Source organism: Emticicia aquatilis, from assembly GCF_014644295.1.
GTDB lineage: Bacteria > Bacteroidota > Bacteroidia > Cytophagales > Spirosomataceae > Emticicia > Emticicia aquatilis.
On the sequence record NZ_BMKK01000013.1, the window covers coordinates 142,279 to 155,733 of the forward strand.

The 13,455-nt window shown below is 38.4% G+C and carries 14 protein-coding genes; 7 read left to right on the forward strand and 7 right to left on the reverse strand.

From position 1 onward, the window contains the following. Positions 1-12 precede the first annotated feature (12 nt). Positions 13-942, reverse strand: a complete 930-nt coding sequence (locus IEX65_RS24020; protein WP_188770193.1) for a carbohydrate kinase family protein — start codon at positions 940-942, stop codon at positions 13-15. Positions 943-1,052: 110 nt separating this feature from the next. Beyond that, a complete protein-coding gene (locus IEX65_RS24025; RefSeq protein WP_188770195.1) occupies positions 1,053-2,393 on the reverse strand; it encodes an APC family permease in 1,341 nt (446 codons plus the stop codon). 509 nt (positions 2,394-2,902) lie between these two features. Between IEX65_RS24025 and IEX65_RS24030 the strand changes: the two genes are divergently transcribed. The 4 genes from IEX65_RS24030 to IEX65_RS24045 all read left to right on the forward strand — a co-directional run bounded on the left by IEX65_RS24030 (position 2,903) and on the right by IEX65_RS24045 (position 7,577). Beyond that, positions 2,903-3,652, forward strand: a complete 750-nt coding sequence (locus tag IEX65_RS24030; protein ID WP_188770197.1) for a DeoR/GlpR family DNA-binding transcription regulator — start codon at positions 2,903-2,905, stop codon at positions 3,650-3,652. A gap of 105 nt (positions 3,653-3,757) precedes the next feature. After that, entirely contained in the window at positions 3,758-4,624 is an 867-nt protein-coding gene (locus IEX65_RS24035) for a CE1 family esterase (protein WP_188770199.1), read from the forward strand. Beyond that, positions 4,621-5,028 carry an NUDIX hydrolase gene (locus tag IEX65_RS24040; protein ID WP_229250865.1) on the forward strand — a complete coding sequence of 136 codons (408 nt, stop codon included), beginning with the start codon at positions 4,621-4,623 and terminating at the stop codon, positions 5,026-5,028. Before IEX65_RS24035 ends, IEX65_RS24040 begins: the two co-directional genes overlap by 4 nt. A gap of 431 nt (positions 5,029-5,459) precedes the next feature. Then, entirely contained in the window at positions 5,460-7,577 is a 2,118-nt protein-coding gene (locus IEX65_RS24045; protein WP_188770201.1) for a carboxy terminal-processing peptidase, read from the forward strand. Between the two features lie 242 nt (positions 7,578-7,819). On the opposite strand, the gene IEX65_RS24050 is transcribed toward IEX65_RS24045, so the two are convergent. Both IEX65_RS24050 and IEX65_RS24055 read right to left on the reverse strand, forming a co-directional pair. Continuing rightward, positions 7,820-8,551 carry a polyprenol monophosphomannose synthase gene (locus IEX65_RS24050; RefSeq protein ID WP_188770203.1) on the reverse strand — a complete coding sequence of 244 codons (732 nt, stop codon included), beginning with the start codon at positions 8,549-8,551 and terminating at the stop codon, positions 7,820-7,822. Between the two features lie 50 nt (positions 8,552-8,601). Continuing rightward, positions 8,602-8,958, reverse strand: a complete 357-nt coding sequence (locus IEX65_RS24055) for a DUF4296 domain-containing protein (RefSeq protein ID WP_188770205.1) — start codon at positions 8,956-8,958, stop codon at positions 8,602-8,604. A gap of 345 nt (positions 8,959-9,303) precedes the next feature. Here IEX65_RS24055 and IEX65_RS24060 point away from each other — a divergent pair, with 345 nt between their 5' ends. The 3 genes from IEX65_RS24060 (at position 9,304) to IEX65_RS24070 (ending at position 11,607) form a co-directional block, all read left to right on the forward strand. Then, positions 9,304-10,167: a DUF58 domain-containing protein gene (locus IEX65_RS24060; RefSeq protein WP_188770207.1), complete on the forward strand. Its 864-nt coding sequence runs from the start codon at positions 9,304-9,306 to the stop codon at positions 10,165-10,167. A gap of 37 nt (positions 10,168-10,204) precedes the next feature. Beyond that, positions 10,205-11,113 carry a hypothetical protein gene (locus IEX65_RS24065; protein WP_188770209.1) on the forward strand — a complete coding sequence of 303 codons (909 nt, stop codon included), beginning with the start codon at positions 10,205-10,207 and terminating at the stop codon, positions 11,111-11,113. A 68-nt stretch (positions 11,114-11,181) separates the two neighbouring features. Then, positions 11,182-11,607, forward strand: a complete 426-nt coding sequence (locus IEX65_RS24070; RefSeq protein WP_188770211.1) for a molybdenum cofactor biosynthesis protein MoaE — start codon at positions 11,182-11,184, stop codon at positions 11,605-11,607. On the opposite strand, the gene IEX65_RS24075 is transcribed toward IEX65_RS24070, so the two are convergent. From IEX65_RS24075 to IEX65_RS24085, 3 genes are all read right to left on the reverse strand, one after another. Next, positions 11,597-12,148, reverse strand: a complete 552-nt coding sequence (locus IEX65_RS24075; RefSeq protein ID WP_188770213.1) for an NTP transferase domain-containing protein — start codon at positions 12,146-12,148, stop codon at positions 11,597-11,599. The two genes, IEX65_RS24070 and IEX65_RS24075, sit on opposite strands and share 11 nt — an antisense overlap. Beyond that, positions 12,145-12,627, reverse strand: a complete 483-nt coding sequence (gene moaC, locus IEX65_RS24080; RefSeq protein ID WP_188770215.1) for a cyclic pyranopterin monophosphate synthase MoaC — start codon at positions 12,625-12,627, stop codon at positions 12,145-12,147. Before moaC ends, IEX65_RS24075 begins: the two co-directional genes overlap by 4 nt. A 75-nt stretch (positions 12,628-12,702) precedes the next feature. Further along, a complete protein-coding gene (locus tag IEX65_RS24085; RefSeq protein WP_188770217.1) occupies positions 12,703-13,419 on the reverse strand; it encodes a phytanoyl-CoA dioxygenase family protein in 717 nt (238 codons plus the stop codon). Between the last annotated feature and the right edge of the window lie 36 nt (positions 13,420-13,455).

Below are 13,455 nucleotides of genomic sequence, written 5' to 3' on the forward strand. Positions count from 1 at the left end.
ATAACTATAAAATTATTCGTATAAAATCGCTCTACTTACCTTCGCTGGTAGCGGTCCCATTGTTGTGAGTTTCAAAACTGCAATGTTTACACCTGCTTTTGCACACGTTTCTATATCTTTTCCTTCCAGAAATGCTGTTAAAAAGCCCGACCAGTATGAATCTCCTGCACCAGTGGCATCTACAACCTCAATTTTTCGAGCTGCCATTTCAAACTTTTTGTTGCCATTTCCATACGAAATAATGCTGCCTCGTCCTCCCATCGTAAAACACACTACCGATGCTCCCATGCGGTGTAAATCGGCAATGGCTTCTTCTGGTTCGATAACTCGGCCGTACAGACGCTCGGCATCGTCTTCACTCATTTTGGCCAATGCTCCGTGTTTGATATATGCCTCAATTATTTGTATGGCTTCTTCTCGGTCAGGCCAAATCGTTGGGGCATAGTTTAAATCAATACTCAGCTGGCAACCCAGTTGTGCTGCACGTTCAGCAGCCTCAACAATGGTTTTCTGAGCGGGATTTTGACTCAAAGCAAAGCATGTTGTATGAAAAATGGCACTTTGGCTCAGTAATTCATCCGAAATATGCTTTGGTCGAATCATGCGGTCGGCGGTTCGATAAGCAATAAAATCGGGTGTGCTTTTCGAGCGAGCCACAACCACAATGCTCGACGGCTCTTGTTTATCTACACCAACGTGACTGACATCAACACCAGTTTCTCGAACTTTTTCTACTAAATATTTTCCTAAATTATCATCACCTACGCACGAAACAATAGCAGTATGATTGCCCAAACGAGCCATATTGGCTGCTAAATTTGAGGGGCTTCCGCCCTGAAAGCGTTGGAATCTTTCGGCTGTCGAAATATCCTCCGTAATTTCCATTCCAATAAAGTCAGCCAGCAACTCGCCAACTGCTAAAAGTGCATATTTTCGTGTCATAGGTTAAAGTTTTTACAAATATTAAAGATTTACTAAGGAATTAAAAAAATGCGTTAATTATTTTCTAATTCGTGTCAAAAATCGGTCATTTTGACTTTAAAACTGTTATTTTAGAGATTAATTTTTTTTGTCATTAAAAACAACGGATAACTCAAAACCAAGAAAATAAGGGCATACATACTGCTGTTAATATCTTGATAGACAGCTCCTACAAGGAACATAATTGAGATAATAATCAATACAAAAGGAATGTAAGGGTAGCCAATGACTTTATATGGTCGAGGCAGATTTGGTTCTTTTCTACGAAGCATAATTACAGAAGCAAAACCAGCGGCATAAGTCATCACGAAAAAGAAAACTGCAATGTCAGAAAGGCGTTCACAAGTGTCTTTGCCACTGATTATCAACAATATAGAGCAAATGCCTGTTAGCGGCATTGCTACGGCTGGCGTTCCGCCACTGTTTACTTTTTGAGCCAACTTAAAGAAAAGTCCATCTTTGCTCATCGAATAGATAACTCTCGGAGCAAACATGATTTGGGCGTTAAGCATTCCGAGAATCGAAACCATCAAGAAAAACGTAACGATTTTTCCCGATTTTTCTCCAAAAATCAATCGGATTGCATCGGCAGCGGCCAGTTTTGAAGTAGCCAGAACCTCAATCGGCATGATGTAGAGAATAGCCAAATTGACCAGTAAATAGATAGAAATTACGACCAAAACACCACTAATCATTGATTTGGGTAGGTTTTTAGCTGGGTCGGTGTTTTCTTCGGTAAAGTAGGCGGCTGTATGCCAGCCATCGAATGTGTAAAAAACTTGTTGTAAGGCTATGATTAAACCAGTAAGTAAAGCTGGCTGTGCTACACGTTGGGTTGTTGCTACCAAATCTTGTGTTTTTACATCTCCACCATAAATAAAACACATAAAAACAAAAGCAAATAGCCCGATGGCTTTCAAGAAAGACATAATTTCTTGCGATTTTCCCGCTGACTTTGTGCCAAGCCAGTGAAAAGCCATCAACACTATTAAGATACTAATGGCCATCCAGCGAATAATTGGTTCGGTATCAGGCCAAATGAGAGCGATGTATTCGCTCATGGTATAGGCTCCAAAACCTAATGCCGCCACCGTGCCAAGCCAACTCGTAATGCCAGTTACGAACCCGACGTAATCGCCAAAGGCTCGACGAGCGTACACATACCACGCACCCGCACGAGGAACCGAAACGCCCAACTCAATCGTACAAAGTACGCCTAAGAAAGCATACAAACTCACCAAGACCCAAACCAACATAATGAGTGATGGGTCGCCGAGATTAGCTGCAATAGGGCCAGGTTTACGCAAAATACCAGTACCGATTGTTCCACCGACGGTTACGGCAATTCCAAAACCCACACCGAGCAATTTAAGAAGCTTATTTGGTTCTTCCTTTTGTATATTTTGATTCATTTAACAGAAGATTTTCATTAGTTTTGAAACGAAGATAAGAATTTTAAGTAAAATCCAAAACCGTAGGTTTGGTTCGTGAAAACTAAGAAGACTTTTGATGCCACATAATGGTTTGATAATAAACTGTTTAAGGAGAGTGAATAGAGGCGTTGGGGCATATTCAAAAAAAAATGGTCAGTTAGACAACCGACCACCCTATCCATTTTAAACTCAATTAAGCTTCAAACAAGTGTTCTGACTTAAATTATGAAACAAAACTACGACAATATATTTTTTAGGTAAGTGATTTTAATGTTTTATATAATAGGTAAGTACTTGCTTTAATATAATCTTTGATTTTCTCTTTGTAGGTTGTCGGGGCTTAGCCAACAACCCCCTCAGAGGCACTTATATTTCATCATAGGTTACTAATTCTAAAAGAACATTGCAAAGATATGCAAAGTTTTTTGATATTGTCAAGAAATGATTGCATTTTTTTGCAATATTTGTACAAATATTTGCAATGAATCATGCTAAAGGAAGAAAGACAACGTTTAATACTCGAAAAACTCAATACTGATAAGAAAATTAACTTCGTAGAACTGGGAAAATTCTTAGATGTTTCGTACGATAGTATCCGCCGAGACATCATCGAATTGGAAGATAAAGGCTTTTTGAAGAAAGTACACGGAGGTGCGGTAGCTAACTCTTACCTGTCGGTATTGGGTACAAAAAAGAACGGAGCAAGCAGCGAAGAATTGGGGATTTTATCGAAAAAAGCCCAAAAATTCATTGAAAACCGCCAAACTATCATCATGGATGGTGGAACAACTAATTTTTTTATGGCCGAGCAGTTGGCAAAAACACTCGAACTCACCATCGTAACGAATAGTGCTCCGTTAGCAATGGCACTCAATGAACACCCACGAATTGACGTAATTTTGTTGGGCGGAACTTACTTCAAACGTTATCAGATTACGCTCGGAAGTGAAGTTTCTCGCCAACTCGAACACATCAATGCCGATTACTATTTTATGGGTGTTAATGGGGTTCATCACGAAAAAGGGCTTAGTATTCGTCATTATGAGGAGTCATTAATCAAGCAAAAAATGATGCAAGCCGCCAAAAAAACGGTTTGTTGTATCATCGAAGAGAAAATAAATGTGCAAGAAGCACACAGAGTTTGCAATTTTCAGCAATTAGATTTGATGATTACGAATCTAAAGCCAACCGACCCAGCACTAAAAGATTTTCAGAAACAAGGGGTAGAGATTATCTAATTGCCCGCTGAAATCGCAGACATTCGCAGAATAGGACGTATCATTTCAGCGGTTTTCAGCGAAATCTGCGAAAAAAAAATATTGAAAAGTTAAATTGTAATAATAATGCAACAAAAATACCTTTTTGCCTTACTTCTTTTTATAGGCTCGTTCATCGCACAGGCTCAAATTGTAGATGATTCTCTTTTAATCGAGGGCCATCATAGAAGTTTTCATTTCTTGAAATCAGCTAAATCTAATGCTTCATTGGTGTTTGTGTTGCATGGTTCGGGTGGAAATGGTACGCAAATGCGGGCAAGGGCTAAGTCGTTGGAGGGAATTGCTCCAACCGAAAATATTTTACTGGTTTATCCTGATGGCTATAAAAAGTATTGGAACGAATGCCGAAAAACAGCCAATTCGGCTGCTAACTTAGAGAATATTAATGAAAATGCGTTCTTTGGGTCGATGATTGATTACTTCAAAGAGCGTTACCAAATAAACGAAAAACAAGTTTTTGCAGTTGGCACTTCGGGTGGGGGACACATGGCTTATAAATTAGCCTTGACAATGCCAGAGAGCTTCAGAGCCATCACGGCCCTGATTGCCAACTTACCCGACACCAACAACATTGATTGCGAAGAAAAACGCAGAGCCATGCCCGTGATGATTGTCAATGGTACGGCTGATAAAACAAATCCGTATGAGGGTGGCGAGGTAATTACGAATAATATTAGCTTAGGGTTGGTTCGCTCAACTGACCGAACCTTTGCCTACTGGTCGTCGTTGGCGGGCTATAAAGGCAAGCCGCAAATGCAAAATTTACCCGATACCGACCCAAAAGATGGTAAAACAATAGAAAAATATACTTTCAAAAAGAAAAGAAAACCAGAAGTAACACTACTGAAAGTTATCAATGGTAAGCACGATTACCCTAATGATATTGACGTACATTTGGAAGCTTGGGAGTTTTTCAAACGAAGTATGAAATGACACATCTGCCAGAAATTGATAAAATCGCCTATATTCGAGTAGAAAAAGGGAAAATCCTAAGCACGAGGTCGAAAGGCAAAACGAAGTTTTATATTCCTGGTGGAAAAAGAGAAGATAACGAAACCGACGAAGAAACGCTCATCAGAGAGATTCGAGAAGAGTTGAATGTTTCGATAATTTCGGCAACAATCAATTATTTCGGCACTTTCAAAGCCCAAGCTGATAGCCACAAAGTTGGAGTAATCGTAAAAATGACTTGTTACACGGCAGAATATGAAGGAAATTTAGAACCCTGTAATGAGATTGAAGAAATGAAATGGCTTTCTTACTCCGACCGTAATGAGGTTTCGGAAGTAGATAGACTAATCTTTGATTTCTTGAAAGAAACGGGTGAATTGGTTTAATTTTTTCTTTTTCCTAATTATCTCAGACATTGAAGGTATTACAACATTTACCCAAGATACTTGAAAAAAAGGTCAAGGCTGAAGCCATTTAAGGCGTTTTAATTTCTTTAACCCCAGACTTAAGTCTGGGGTTAGGTCATAAAGAAGAGCAAAGACTTTTAGCCATGACTTACATTTTTGGTGCTTAATAGTCTGCTACAAACATATTTTCTACAAATATTTTGGTGCTACGCACCATACAACAGTTTCACTTATCCTCGTCTAAACACTAAAATTCTCCGTTTATCATATTTTTTATATTTTCAGCAAATTTATTTAGCCTATAATCGTTATAGACTGGATTGATTTTTGCTAATTTAGTAGCAGCAATTCAATGCCATTTTGAGCATTATCATTGCCGATTATCCATTTTAAAAACACCTGTTTGTAATATGAAAAAGCCAAGTTTGTTTGCTAAGGCATTTTTGAGCATAAGTTTGTTGACGATTTTTATATCGGCAACTCCCCTCAATGACGACCCTCCAAGTAAAAACGAAACGATTCTGCGATACGTTGGAGCAATGCTCGAACAAGGACACTATAGTCCGAAAAAAATTGATGATAATTTCTCGAAAGAAATCTTTAACGAGTTTTTGAAACGCCTCGACCCAAGTAAACGTATTTTGCTTGAAAAAGACGTAGCTAAACTTCGCAAGTTTGAAACTACTATTGATGATGAAATTCATGGTTCGCCATTGGCATTTTTTGCGGCGGCTGATGAAATCTACAAAAACAGAATCGTTGAGGCTGAAGAAATGTATAAGCAATACATCGAAAAACCATTTGAGTTTACGAAAGATGATGTTTTGGAATTAGATGCCGATAAAGTAGATTTTGCCTCAAATGACTCAGAAAGAAAAGAGCGTTGGAGAAAATATCTGAAATGGCAAACGCTCGACCGCTACCTTGATGCCCAAGAAACGCAAGAAAAAAACAAAGACAAGAAAGATTTTGTAGTAAAGTCTGACCAAGAGTTGGAGAAAGAAGCCCGTGCGAAAGTGAAAAAAGCAATGGACAAATATTTTGACCGTTTACGTAATAAATTCGATGAAAATCAACGCTTTGCGATGTTGGTCAATACAATCACTAATGAAATGGACCCACACACCGATTTCTTTCCACCAGTAGAAAAACGCTCGTTTGATGAGCGTTTGAGTGGTCGTTTCTTTGGAATCGGGGCATTATTGCAGCAAGAAGATGATAAAATTAAAATCAAAAGTGTAACAACTGGTGGCCCTGCGTGGAAGTCGGGCGAGATTCAGGCCAATGATTTTATTGTAAAAGTAGCCCAAGCAACTGGCGAAGCCGAAGATATTACAGGTTACACAACTGACGATGCCGTAAAACTCATCAGAGGTGCCGAAGGCTCAGAGGTAAAAATCACGGTTCAAAAACCTGACGGTACATTGAAAACTGTGTCGATGATTCGTGCAGAATTGAAATTGGATGAAACTTTTGCTCGTAGCGTAATCATCAACAGCGGCAAACACAAAATTGGTTTGATTGATTTACCTGCATTTTATGCTGATTTTCAACGCCCACAAGCGGCTCGTTGCTCACAAGATGTAGCCAAAGAAGTGGCTCGTCTGAAAGCTGAAGGTGTAGAAGGAATCATTTTGGATATTAGAGACAATGGCGGTGGCAGCTTGCAAGAAGTGGTAAATATGGTGGGTTTATTCATCAAAACTGGTCCAGTTGTGCAAATCCGTGACCGTGCTGGTCGTCCTTCGCAGATGGGCGATAATGACCCTTCGGTGCTTTACGATGGCCCATTGGTAGTGATGGTCAACGAACGCAGTGCGTCGGCTTCTGAGATTTTCGCATCCGCTATTCAAGATTATAAGCGTGGCGTTGTGGTTGGTTCGAGTTCTACTTTTGGTAAAGGAACAGTACAACGTGCATTCCCAGTTGGTGGAAATGGCACAGGAAGTGGAGCGGGTGATTTAGGTGCGGTGCATCTTACTCTACAAAAATATTATAGAGTAGATGGTGGTGCAACTCAGCTAAAAGGCGTAGAATCTGACATCGTTTTGCCAGGTTTATACGAAGCCTATAAAGTACGTGAAAAAGATAGTCCAAACGCCCTCGTGTGGGACGAAATGCCGAAGGCTTCTTACCAAACTTGGACTTACGCACCTGATTTAGCGGTTTTACAACAAAAAAATCAAGAACGTTTATCTACTAATGATGTATTTAAGCAAATAAAAGACAATACAAATATTTTAGCTGATAATCGTAAAACGGCTCGTTCTTTGGAAATCCAAAAGTATAAAGCTCAACAAAAAGAAGTGAGAGATATTTCGACTAAGGTTAGAAACTTGACTCAATTGAAAGATGATTTGTCAGTAGCTAATTTATCAAGCGATTTAGAAGCAATCAATTCTGATTCGTTGAAAAAAGATAGAAACGATTTTTGGGTAAAATACTTGAAAAAAGACGTTTATTTGGGCGAAACACTTAATATCATGAACGATGTAATTCAACAAAAAGGAATGGCATTGAAGAATTAGGATTAGACCACGGTCGATAGTCCACGAGTCAACGGTTTTAGTATAAAATGTTTTAATAGAAATCCCTCGCAAGATTTAATTTTGCGAGGGATTTTTTATTCAAAATAATTATTTTTATCGTTATTGTCATGCTGAAAGCATCCGTACGAGGTATGATAAAATCGTCGAAATCTGTTTGCAGCTAACAGATTCCTTCGGAATGATAATGATACCAACATCTTAAATTCAAAATGTAGTAATGACTATCGTTTAAAACTTTTAAACCAACTCCAAATCTTCATCATAATTACGCCAAAAATAGCTTCTCGAAAAATCTTGGTTGACATTTTCGATACGCCTTTTGTGCGGTCGGTGAAAATAATTGGTACTTCTGTAATATTAAATTTATACAAAAAAGCGTTGAATTTCATCTCAATCTGAAACGCATAGCCAATAAATGTAATTTTATCGAGCGGAATTGTCTTCAAAACTTCTCGGCGATAGCAAATAAAACCACCCGTTGGGTCCATGATTTTCATACCCGTAATCATTCGTACATATACGCCCGCAAAATACGACATCAACACTCGGCCCATCGGCCAATTCACTACATTTACTCCTTTGATATAGCGAGAACCAATGGCCACATCATAGCCATCAATTTTGGCGGCTTTATACAAACGCACCAAATCTTCGGGGTTGTGCGAGAAATCGGCATCCATTTCATAAATAAACTGATAACCTTTTTCTAAAGCCCACTTAAAACCGTAAATATATGCTGTGCCTAAGCCGAGTTTTCCACTTCTTTCGATGAGGTGTAGATTTTGTGTAAACTCGTTTTGTAGTTCTTTTACTTTTTTTCCAGTACCATCGGGCGAGCCATCGTCCAAAATCAAAACATCGAAGGCTTCGCTCAAACTCATGACTTTCCTGATAATCGCTTCTATGTTTTCGATTTCATTATAAGTCGGTATAATTACAAGATTTTCTTTCAAAGTATATAGTCGGGTTTAGGATTGCACATTGATACTTACTAACAAAACAATCAATATGCCATTTTTTTCTTTTTCTTCAATTCCTCCAAATTTTTTAGCACATTATCATACAGCTTGGTCATTTGTTCGGGGTTTGTTACGTAATAATTATAACTTGCCCTATAACGTGCCGTATCGGTTTTATATTTTGTCATTATTTGCTGTTCCAGATATTTGTAAGCAATTTTCGTAGAGTCATAATCTTTGAAAGACAATCGGCTTACTTGGGCTTCGGTCAGATGGATTTCGGCCAAAATTTTTGCCATTGTAGCCTCGTCAATCGCATCTTTTGGTCGGCTGGGGGCATTATCACAAGCCAATAATGTCAAAATTATACCTAAAACCAAGAATATTTTTTTTGTCAGCATTTTCACTTTATCTTCGTTTCTAAAAATAGCTCAAAAGAACTGTTTATTGACTTTAAACAACAAATTACGGAAAAATCTAACAAAATCCATGCGTTAAATTTTCTTAATTGATTCAATCTGATGAATTAACAGAAATTATAATGTTAGAATTCATTAAGTATAAAGAACTATTTAATTGATAGTATTTTACCACAGAGGTACACAAAGTACAACACGGAGTTACACAAAGGAAAAATAGAAAAGCTCTGTGAAACTCTGTGATTTTTAAACTCTGGACACTCCGTGGCGACCGACGCTCGGTAAAAAACAATTATCAATTTTTAATTGACAATTATCCATTAAAAAATGGTAGAAAGTATTATTTCAAAACTTAATAAGTACGAGATTAAAATCCGAAAAGCCGTGAATGGTCACATGCACGGAAACTTCCGTTCGGTTTTTAAAGGCTCTGGCTTGGAGTTTAGCGATTTGCGTACCTACCAATACGGCGATGACGTTCGGACGATTGATTGGATTACGACTGCCAAAGGCGACGGGGCTTACGTAAAGATTTTTAAAGAGGAAAAAGAGCAAACCGTGTTTTTTATGCTCGATGTGAGTAGTTCGCAGGAAGTAGGAAACAGCGGACGTTTAAAAATAGATACCGCCAAAGAAATCTGTGGAGTTTTGGCACTTTCGGCCATAAAAGAGGCTGGTCATGTGGGGCTTTATTGTTTTTCTGACCAAAAAGAATTGTATTTCAAGCCCACAAACGGCATGAAACACGGCTACGAACTCATCTTGACACTCTTTAAGATGAAGCCTGTTTCGCAGAAAACCGATATTCCATCGGCCATTGGTTTTGCCTTGAATATGCTTCGCCGCAAGAGCGTTGTGATTATGATTTCTGACTTTTTGGATAACGATTATGAGCATAACCTCAAGGCTTTGGCTCGTAAACACGATTTGGTGGTGGTGCATGTATATGACCAACGAGAGATAAAGTTGCCAAGTCTCGGAATTATTCCTGTACTGGATAAAGAAAGCAAAAAAACAGTTTGGTTAAATACTTCTTCCCCATCGTTTAAACGTGAAATGCGGGAGGTTTTTGAAGATAATCAGAAACGTTTAGAAACTTTGTGTAAGCAGCACAATGCCAATTATGTGGCTATTGATTCGAGAGAAGACTATGTGCCGAAACTGATTCAGTTATTCAGAGTAAGAAAATAAGCAGTAGAGAAGAAGAAAAAGGTTTAAAAAGATAAAAATGCCAATCAGAATTATACAAATACTGAAGTCTGTAAATAGTATCTTACTGATAATCAGTTGTTTGTTGGTTATAGAAAATAGCTATGCTCAAAAGCCTATCGGCAGGTTTCAAACCGATAGCATCGAACTCGGCCGCCCGATTGACTATACACTCAGCTATCATCATAGCCCGTCGGCGGAGGTTTTTTTTCCTGACACAACTTATAATTTTTATCCGTTTGAGATAATCCGCCGAAATATTTTTCCGACATCAACCACCAATGGGGTCAGTACTGATAGCGTGGTTTATACGCTCGTGACTTTCGATATAAGGAAAACCCAAAAACTGGAGCTTCCGATTTATCTACTCTCAAAACGTGACTGCACGGCGGTTTACTCGTTGGCCGATTCTGTTTTTTTGAAAGAAATGATAAAAACCAGTGTCGATTCTCTACAGTTAAAGACCGATACTAAACTTTTACCGCTATCTCAGCAAGTAAATTACCCGAAGATTCTAACCTATATTTTGGGACTTTTGGGCATTGCACTTATCATTTATGCGTTTTTTGGTCGTTTTATTCGCAAACAATATACTTTGTTTTTGTTTGGTCGTCGGCATAAGGATTTTCAGACCAATTATAAAAAATTTACACGTTCAACTTTAGATGATGTGACCATCGGTAAAGCATTGGTTTTATGGAAAAAGCATTTAGAATGGCTCGAAAAACGCCCTTATACTTCCTACACAACGAAGGAGATTATTTCGAGGCTACCCAGCGAACGTTTGGAAGAAGCCCTCAGAGAAGTTGATAGTGCCATTTATGGTGGAATTTTGTCAACCCAAATGCCATTGGCCATGAATGTTTTGCTTGATAAAGCTACTGAACTATACAAAAATCGTCGAGAAGAGTTAGCCGCCAGCCTGTAATGGTAGGATAAGTTTCTAACTTGTCAGTTGATGAGGAAAATTAAAAACTAAAATTTACTTCTATTTTGATGAATCAGCCAATCGAAATCATATTATCTGATAAAACCCTCAACGAACAAGCCTGTTTGGATTTTGTAAAAACTGATGACTCGGGTGGAATCGTAACATTTGTCGGAACGGTCAGAAATCAAACCAAAGGAAAGCGTGTACTGAGACTTGATTTTGAAGCTTATGAGCCAATGGCAGTTTCGGAGATGAAAAAAATTGCCGAGCAAGCCGTTGAAAAGTTTTCGTTGAAAAAAATAGCTATTTATCATCGAGTTGGAAGCCTCGAAATTGGCGAAGTCCCTGTCGTAATTGCAGCTTCGGCGGCACACCGTGGAGCGGCTTTTGATGCGTGTGAGTATGCCATTGACACGCTCAAAGAAACCGTACCGATTTGGAAAAAAGAGATTTTTGAAGATGGAGAAGTATGGGTTTCGGCTACGCCTTAAATTTTATTCGCTCAAACTCTTCCTTGGTATTTACATTTTTCAGGAAATCAAGACTACTCATCCTAATAACTTCGGTAGCATTATTTTGTAGAAAAACCTTAGGGCTTTTGTTTCCTTCTTCAACGTATTTTGTCAGAAGTTGAAATGCTTGAGGCTCGTAAATCGTAAAAAATGGGTCGGGGGCATTGGTTTCTGGATTCAGAAATGCCGTTGCTACTTTCTCTTTAATTCGGTGATTTATTAAAGTCTGAAAGCTGTTTTCATCAATCAAAGGCATATCGCAGGCAACGACCAACCAAGCACTATTTGGGTTGAAATCAAAGGCCGATAAGATTCCTCCCATCGGTCCGAGTGTGTAAGTATCAATAATGCTTTGCTCGGAAAATTGTTGTTCGGCTCGGCACGAAAAATAGACTTCTGAGCAGTATTTTTTAGCTAAATCGAACAGATATTCTCGTTGAGGTTTACCGTGATAATTGAGTAAACTTTTATCAGTTCCCATCCGAGAGCTTTTGCCACCGATTAGGATAAGAGCATTCAATTTTCTTCTAATTTAAAGTCTTTTTTACCACCAGTTTTTTCAATCAAACGGGTTTCTTTGATTACAATATTGTGCGAAAAAGCCTTACACATATCATAAATTGTCAATGCCGCTACACTTGCACCAGTTAAAGCTTCCATTTCGATGCCAGTTTTGCCAGTGAGCGAAGCCGTACATTCGACGATAACTTCTCGTTTATCATTCAAAAAAATGTTGATTTGGCAATTTTCAAGTCCGAGCGGGTGGCAGAGCGGAATCAAATCTCCAGTTTTTTTGGCGGCCATTACGCCTGCAATGATAGCGGTCTGAAAAACAGGCCCTTTTTTAGTATGGATTTCTTCGTTAGTTAGTCTCTCCAAAATAGCATCATCTAAAATTACGATGCTCCGAGCTTTTGCGGTGCGTCGAGTAATGGCTTTTTCGCCTACATCAACCATCGAAGGGTTGCCAGCGGCATCTATGTGCGTAAAATTTGTCATTTCTGTGGTGCGAATCATGCGATGACCGCATCCTATTCGCTTTTAAATATTGAGTTTGTTATATTTTGTAAAAAACTACCCTAATTCTACTAATTCTTTCTCAGCCCAATTAAGGTTTTCGGGTAAATCAATATCTGAAAATTCAATATGGACAACCCTTCTTCTTTTATTATTAGTGGTTCTGCTTGAGCTATGCAGTAAAAGTGGTTTCATTAGCATAACACCTCCCTGTTCCACATTACATACGGTTTCGTTTTCTTCATCCCAATTGATATTTTCCGGTCGATAAAACCCTTTTCTATGTGATGCGGGAATTACCTTCAACGCTCCGTTGTTTTCATCGGTTTTATCTAAATGTATGCGTATTGTAAAGATATTTTGTAGAATATCAAGAGGTGGTTGAACTGCGGATTGATTATGTTTAGTTGTCCAAGAAGTAAAATTTTTGATTTCTTGTTTTTTATCTACCGAAATTGTTAAATCTTGATGATACGAAACGAACCAATTTGAGGTCTCGGGTTTATCGAAATAGATAGATTTTATCACAAAGTACTCATTTCCTCCAAATTCTTTAATAGTAGCTTTCAATTTTTCATTAAAAATCAAATCTTTTATTTCGGGAAGTTCTTTAATAAATTGTCGGATAGCAAATACATCGGCAGACTTTCTGAAAGTAGGTTTATCAGATTCTACGGACTCTATCAAGGCCAAAATTTGATTAATTTCTTCTTTTGTGTAAATGTTTTCTAATGTAATGAAACCATTTTGTTGAAATTCAGTCACTTTATTCATTTCTGTGGTGCGAATCATGCGATGACCGCATCCTAT

Excerpts from the sequence above, each read along its gene's own strand:
- IEX65_RS24055 (WP_188770205.1), bottom strand. The coding sequence starts at position 8,958 with ATGCTGACAAAAAAAATATTCTTGGTTTTAGGTATAATTTTGACATTA.
- IEX65_RS24020 (WP_188770193.1), bottom strand. The coding sequence starts at position 942 with ATGACACGAAAATATGCACTTTTAGCAGTTGGCGAGTTGCTGGCTGAC.
- IEX65_RS24045 (WP_188770201.1), top strand. The coding sequence starts at position 5,460 with ATGAAAAAGCCAAGTTTGTTTGCTAAGGCATTTTTGAGCATAAGTTTG.
- IEX65_RS24065 (WP_188770209.1), top strand. The coding sequence starts at position 10,205 with ATGCCAATCAGAATTATACAAATACTGAAGTCTGTAAATAGTATCTTA.
- IEX65_RS24085 (WP_188770217.1), bottom strand. The coding sequence starts at position 13,419 with ATGAATAAAGTGACTGAATTTCAACAAAATGGTTTCATTACATTAGAA.
- IEX65_RS24035 (WP_188770199.1), top strand. The coding sequence starts at position 3,758 with ATGCAACAAAAATACCTTTTTGCCTTACTTCTTTTTATAGGCTCGTTC.
- moaC (WP_188770215.1), bottom strand. The coding sequence starts at position 12,627 with ATGACAAATTTTACGCACATAGATGCCGCTGGCAACCCTTCGATGGTT.
- IEX65_RS24070 (WP_188770211.1), top strand. The coding sequence starts at position 11,182 with ATGAATCAGCCAATCGAAATCATATTATCTGATAAAACCCTCAACGAA.
- IEX65_RS24040 (WP_229250865.1), top strand. The coding sequence starts at position 4,621 with ATGACACATCTGCCAGAAATTGATAAAATCGCCTATATTCGAGTAGAA.
- IEX65_RS24060 (WP_188770207.1), top strand. The coding sequence starts at position 9,304 with ATGGTAGAAAGTATTATTTCAAAACTTAATAAGTACGAGATTAAAATC.
- IEX65_RS24030 (WP_188770197.1), top strand. The coding sequence starts at position 2,903 with ATGCTAAAGGAAGAAAGACAACGTTTAATACTCGAAAAACTCAATACT.
- IEX65_RS24025 (WP_188770195.1), bottom strand. The coding sequence starts at position 2,393 with ATGAATCAAAATATACAAAAGGAAGAACCAAATAAGCTTCTTAAATTG.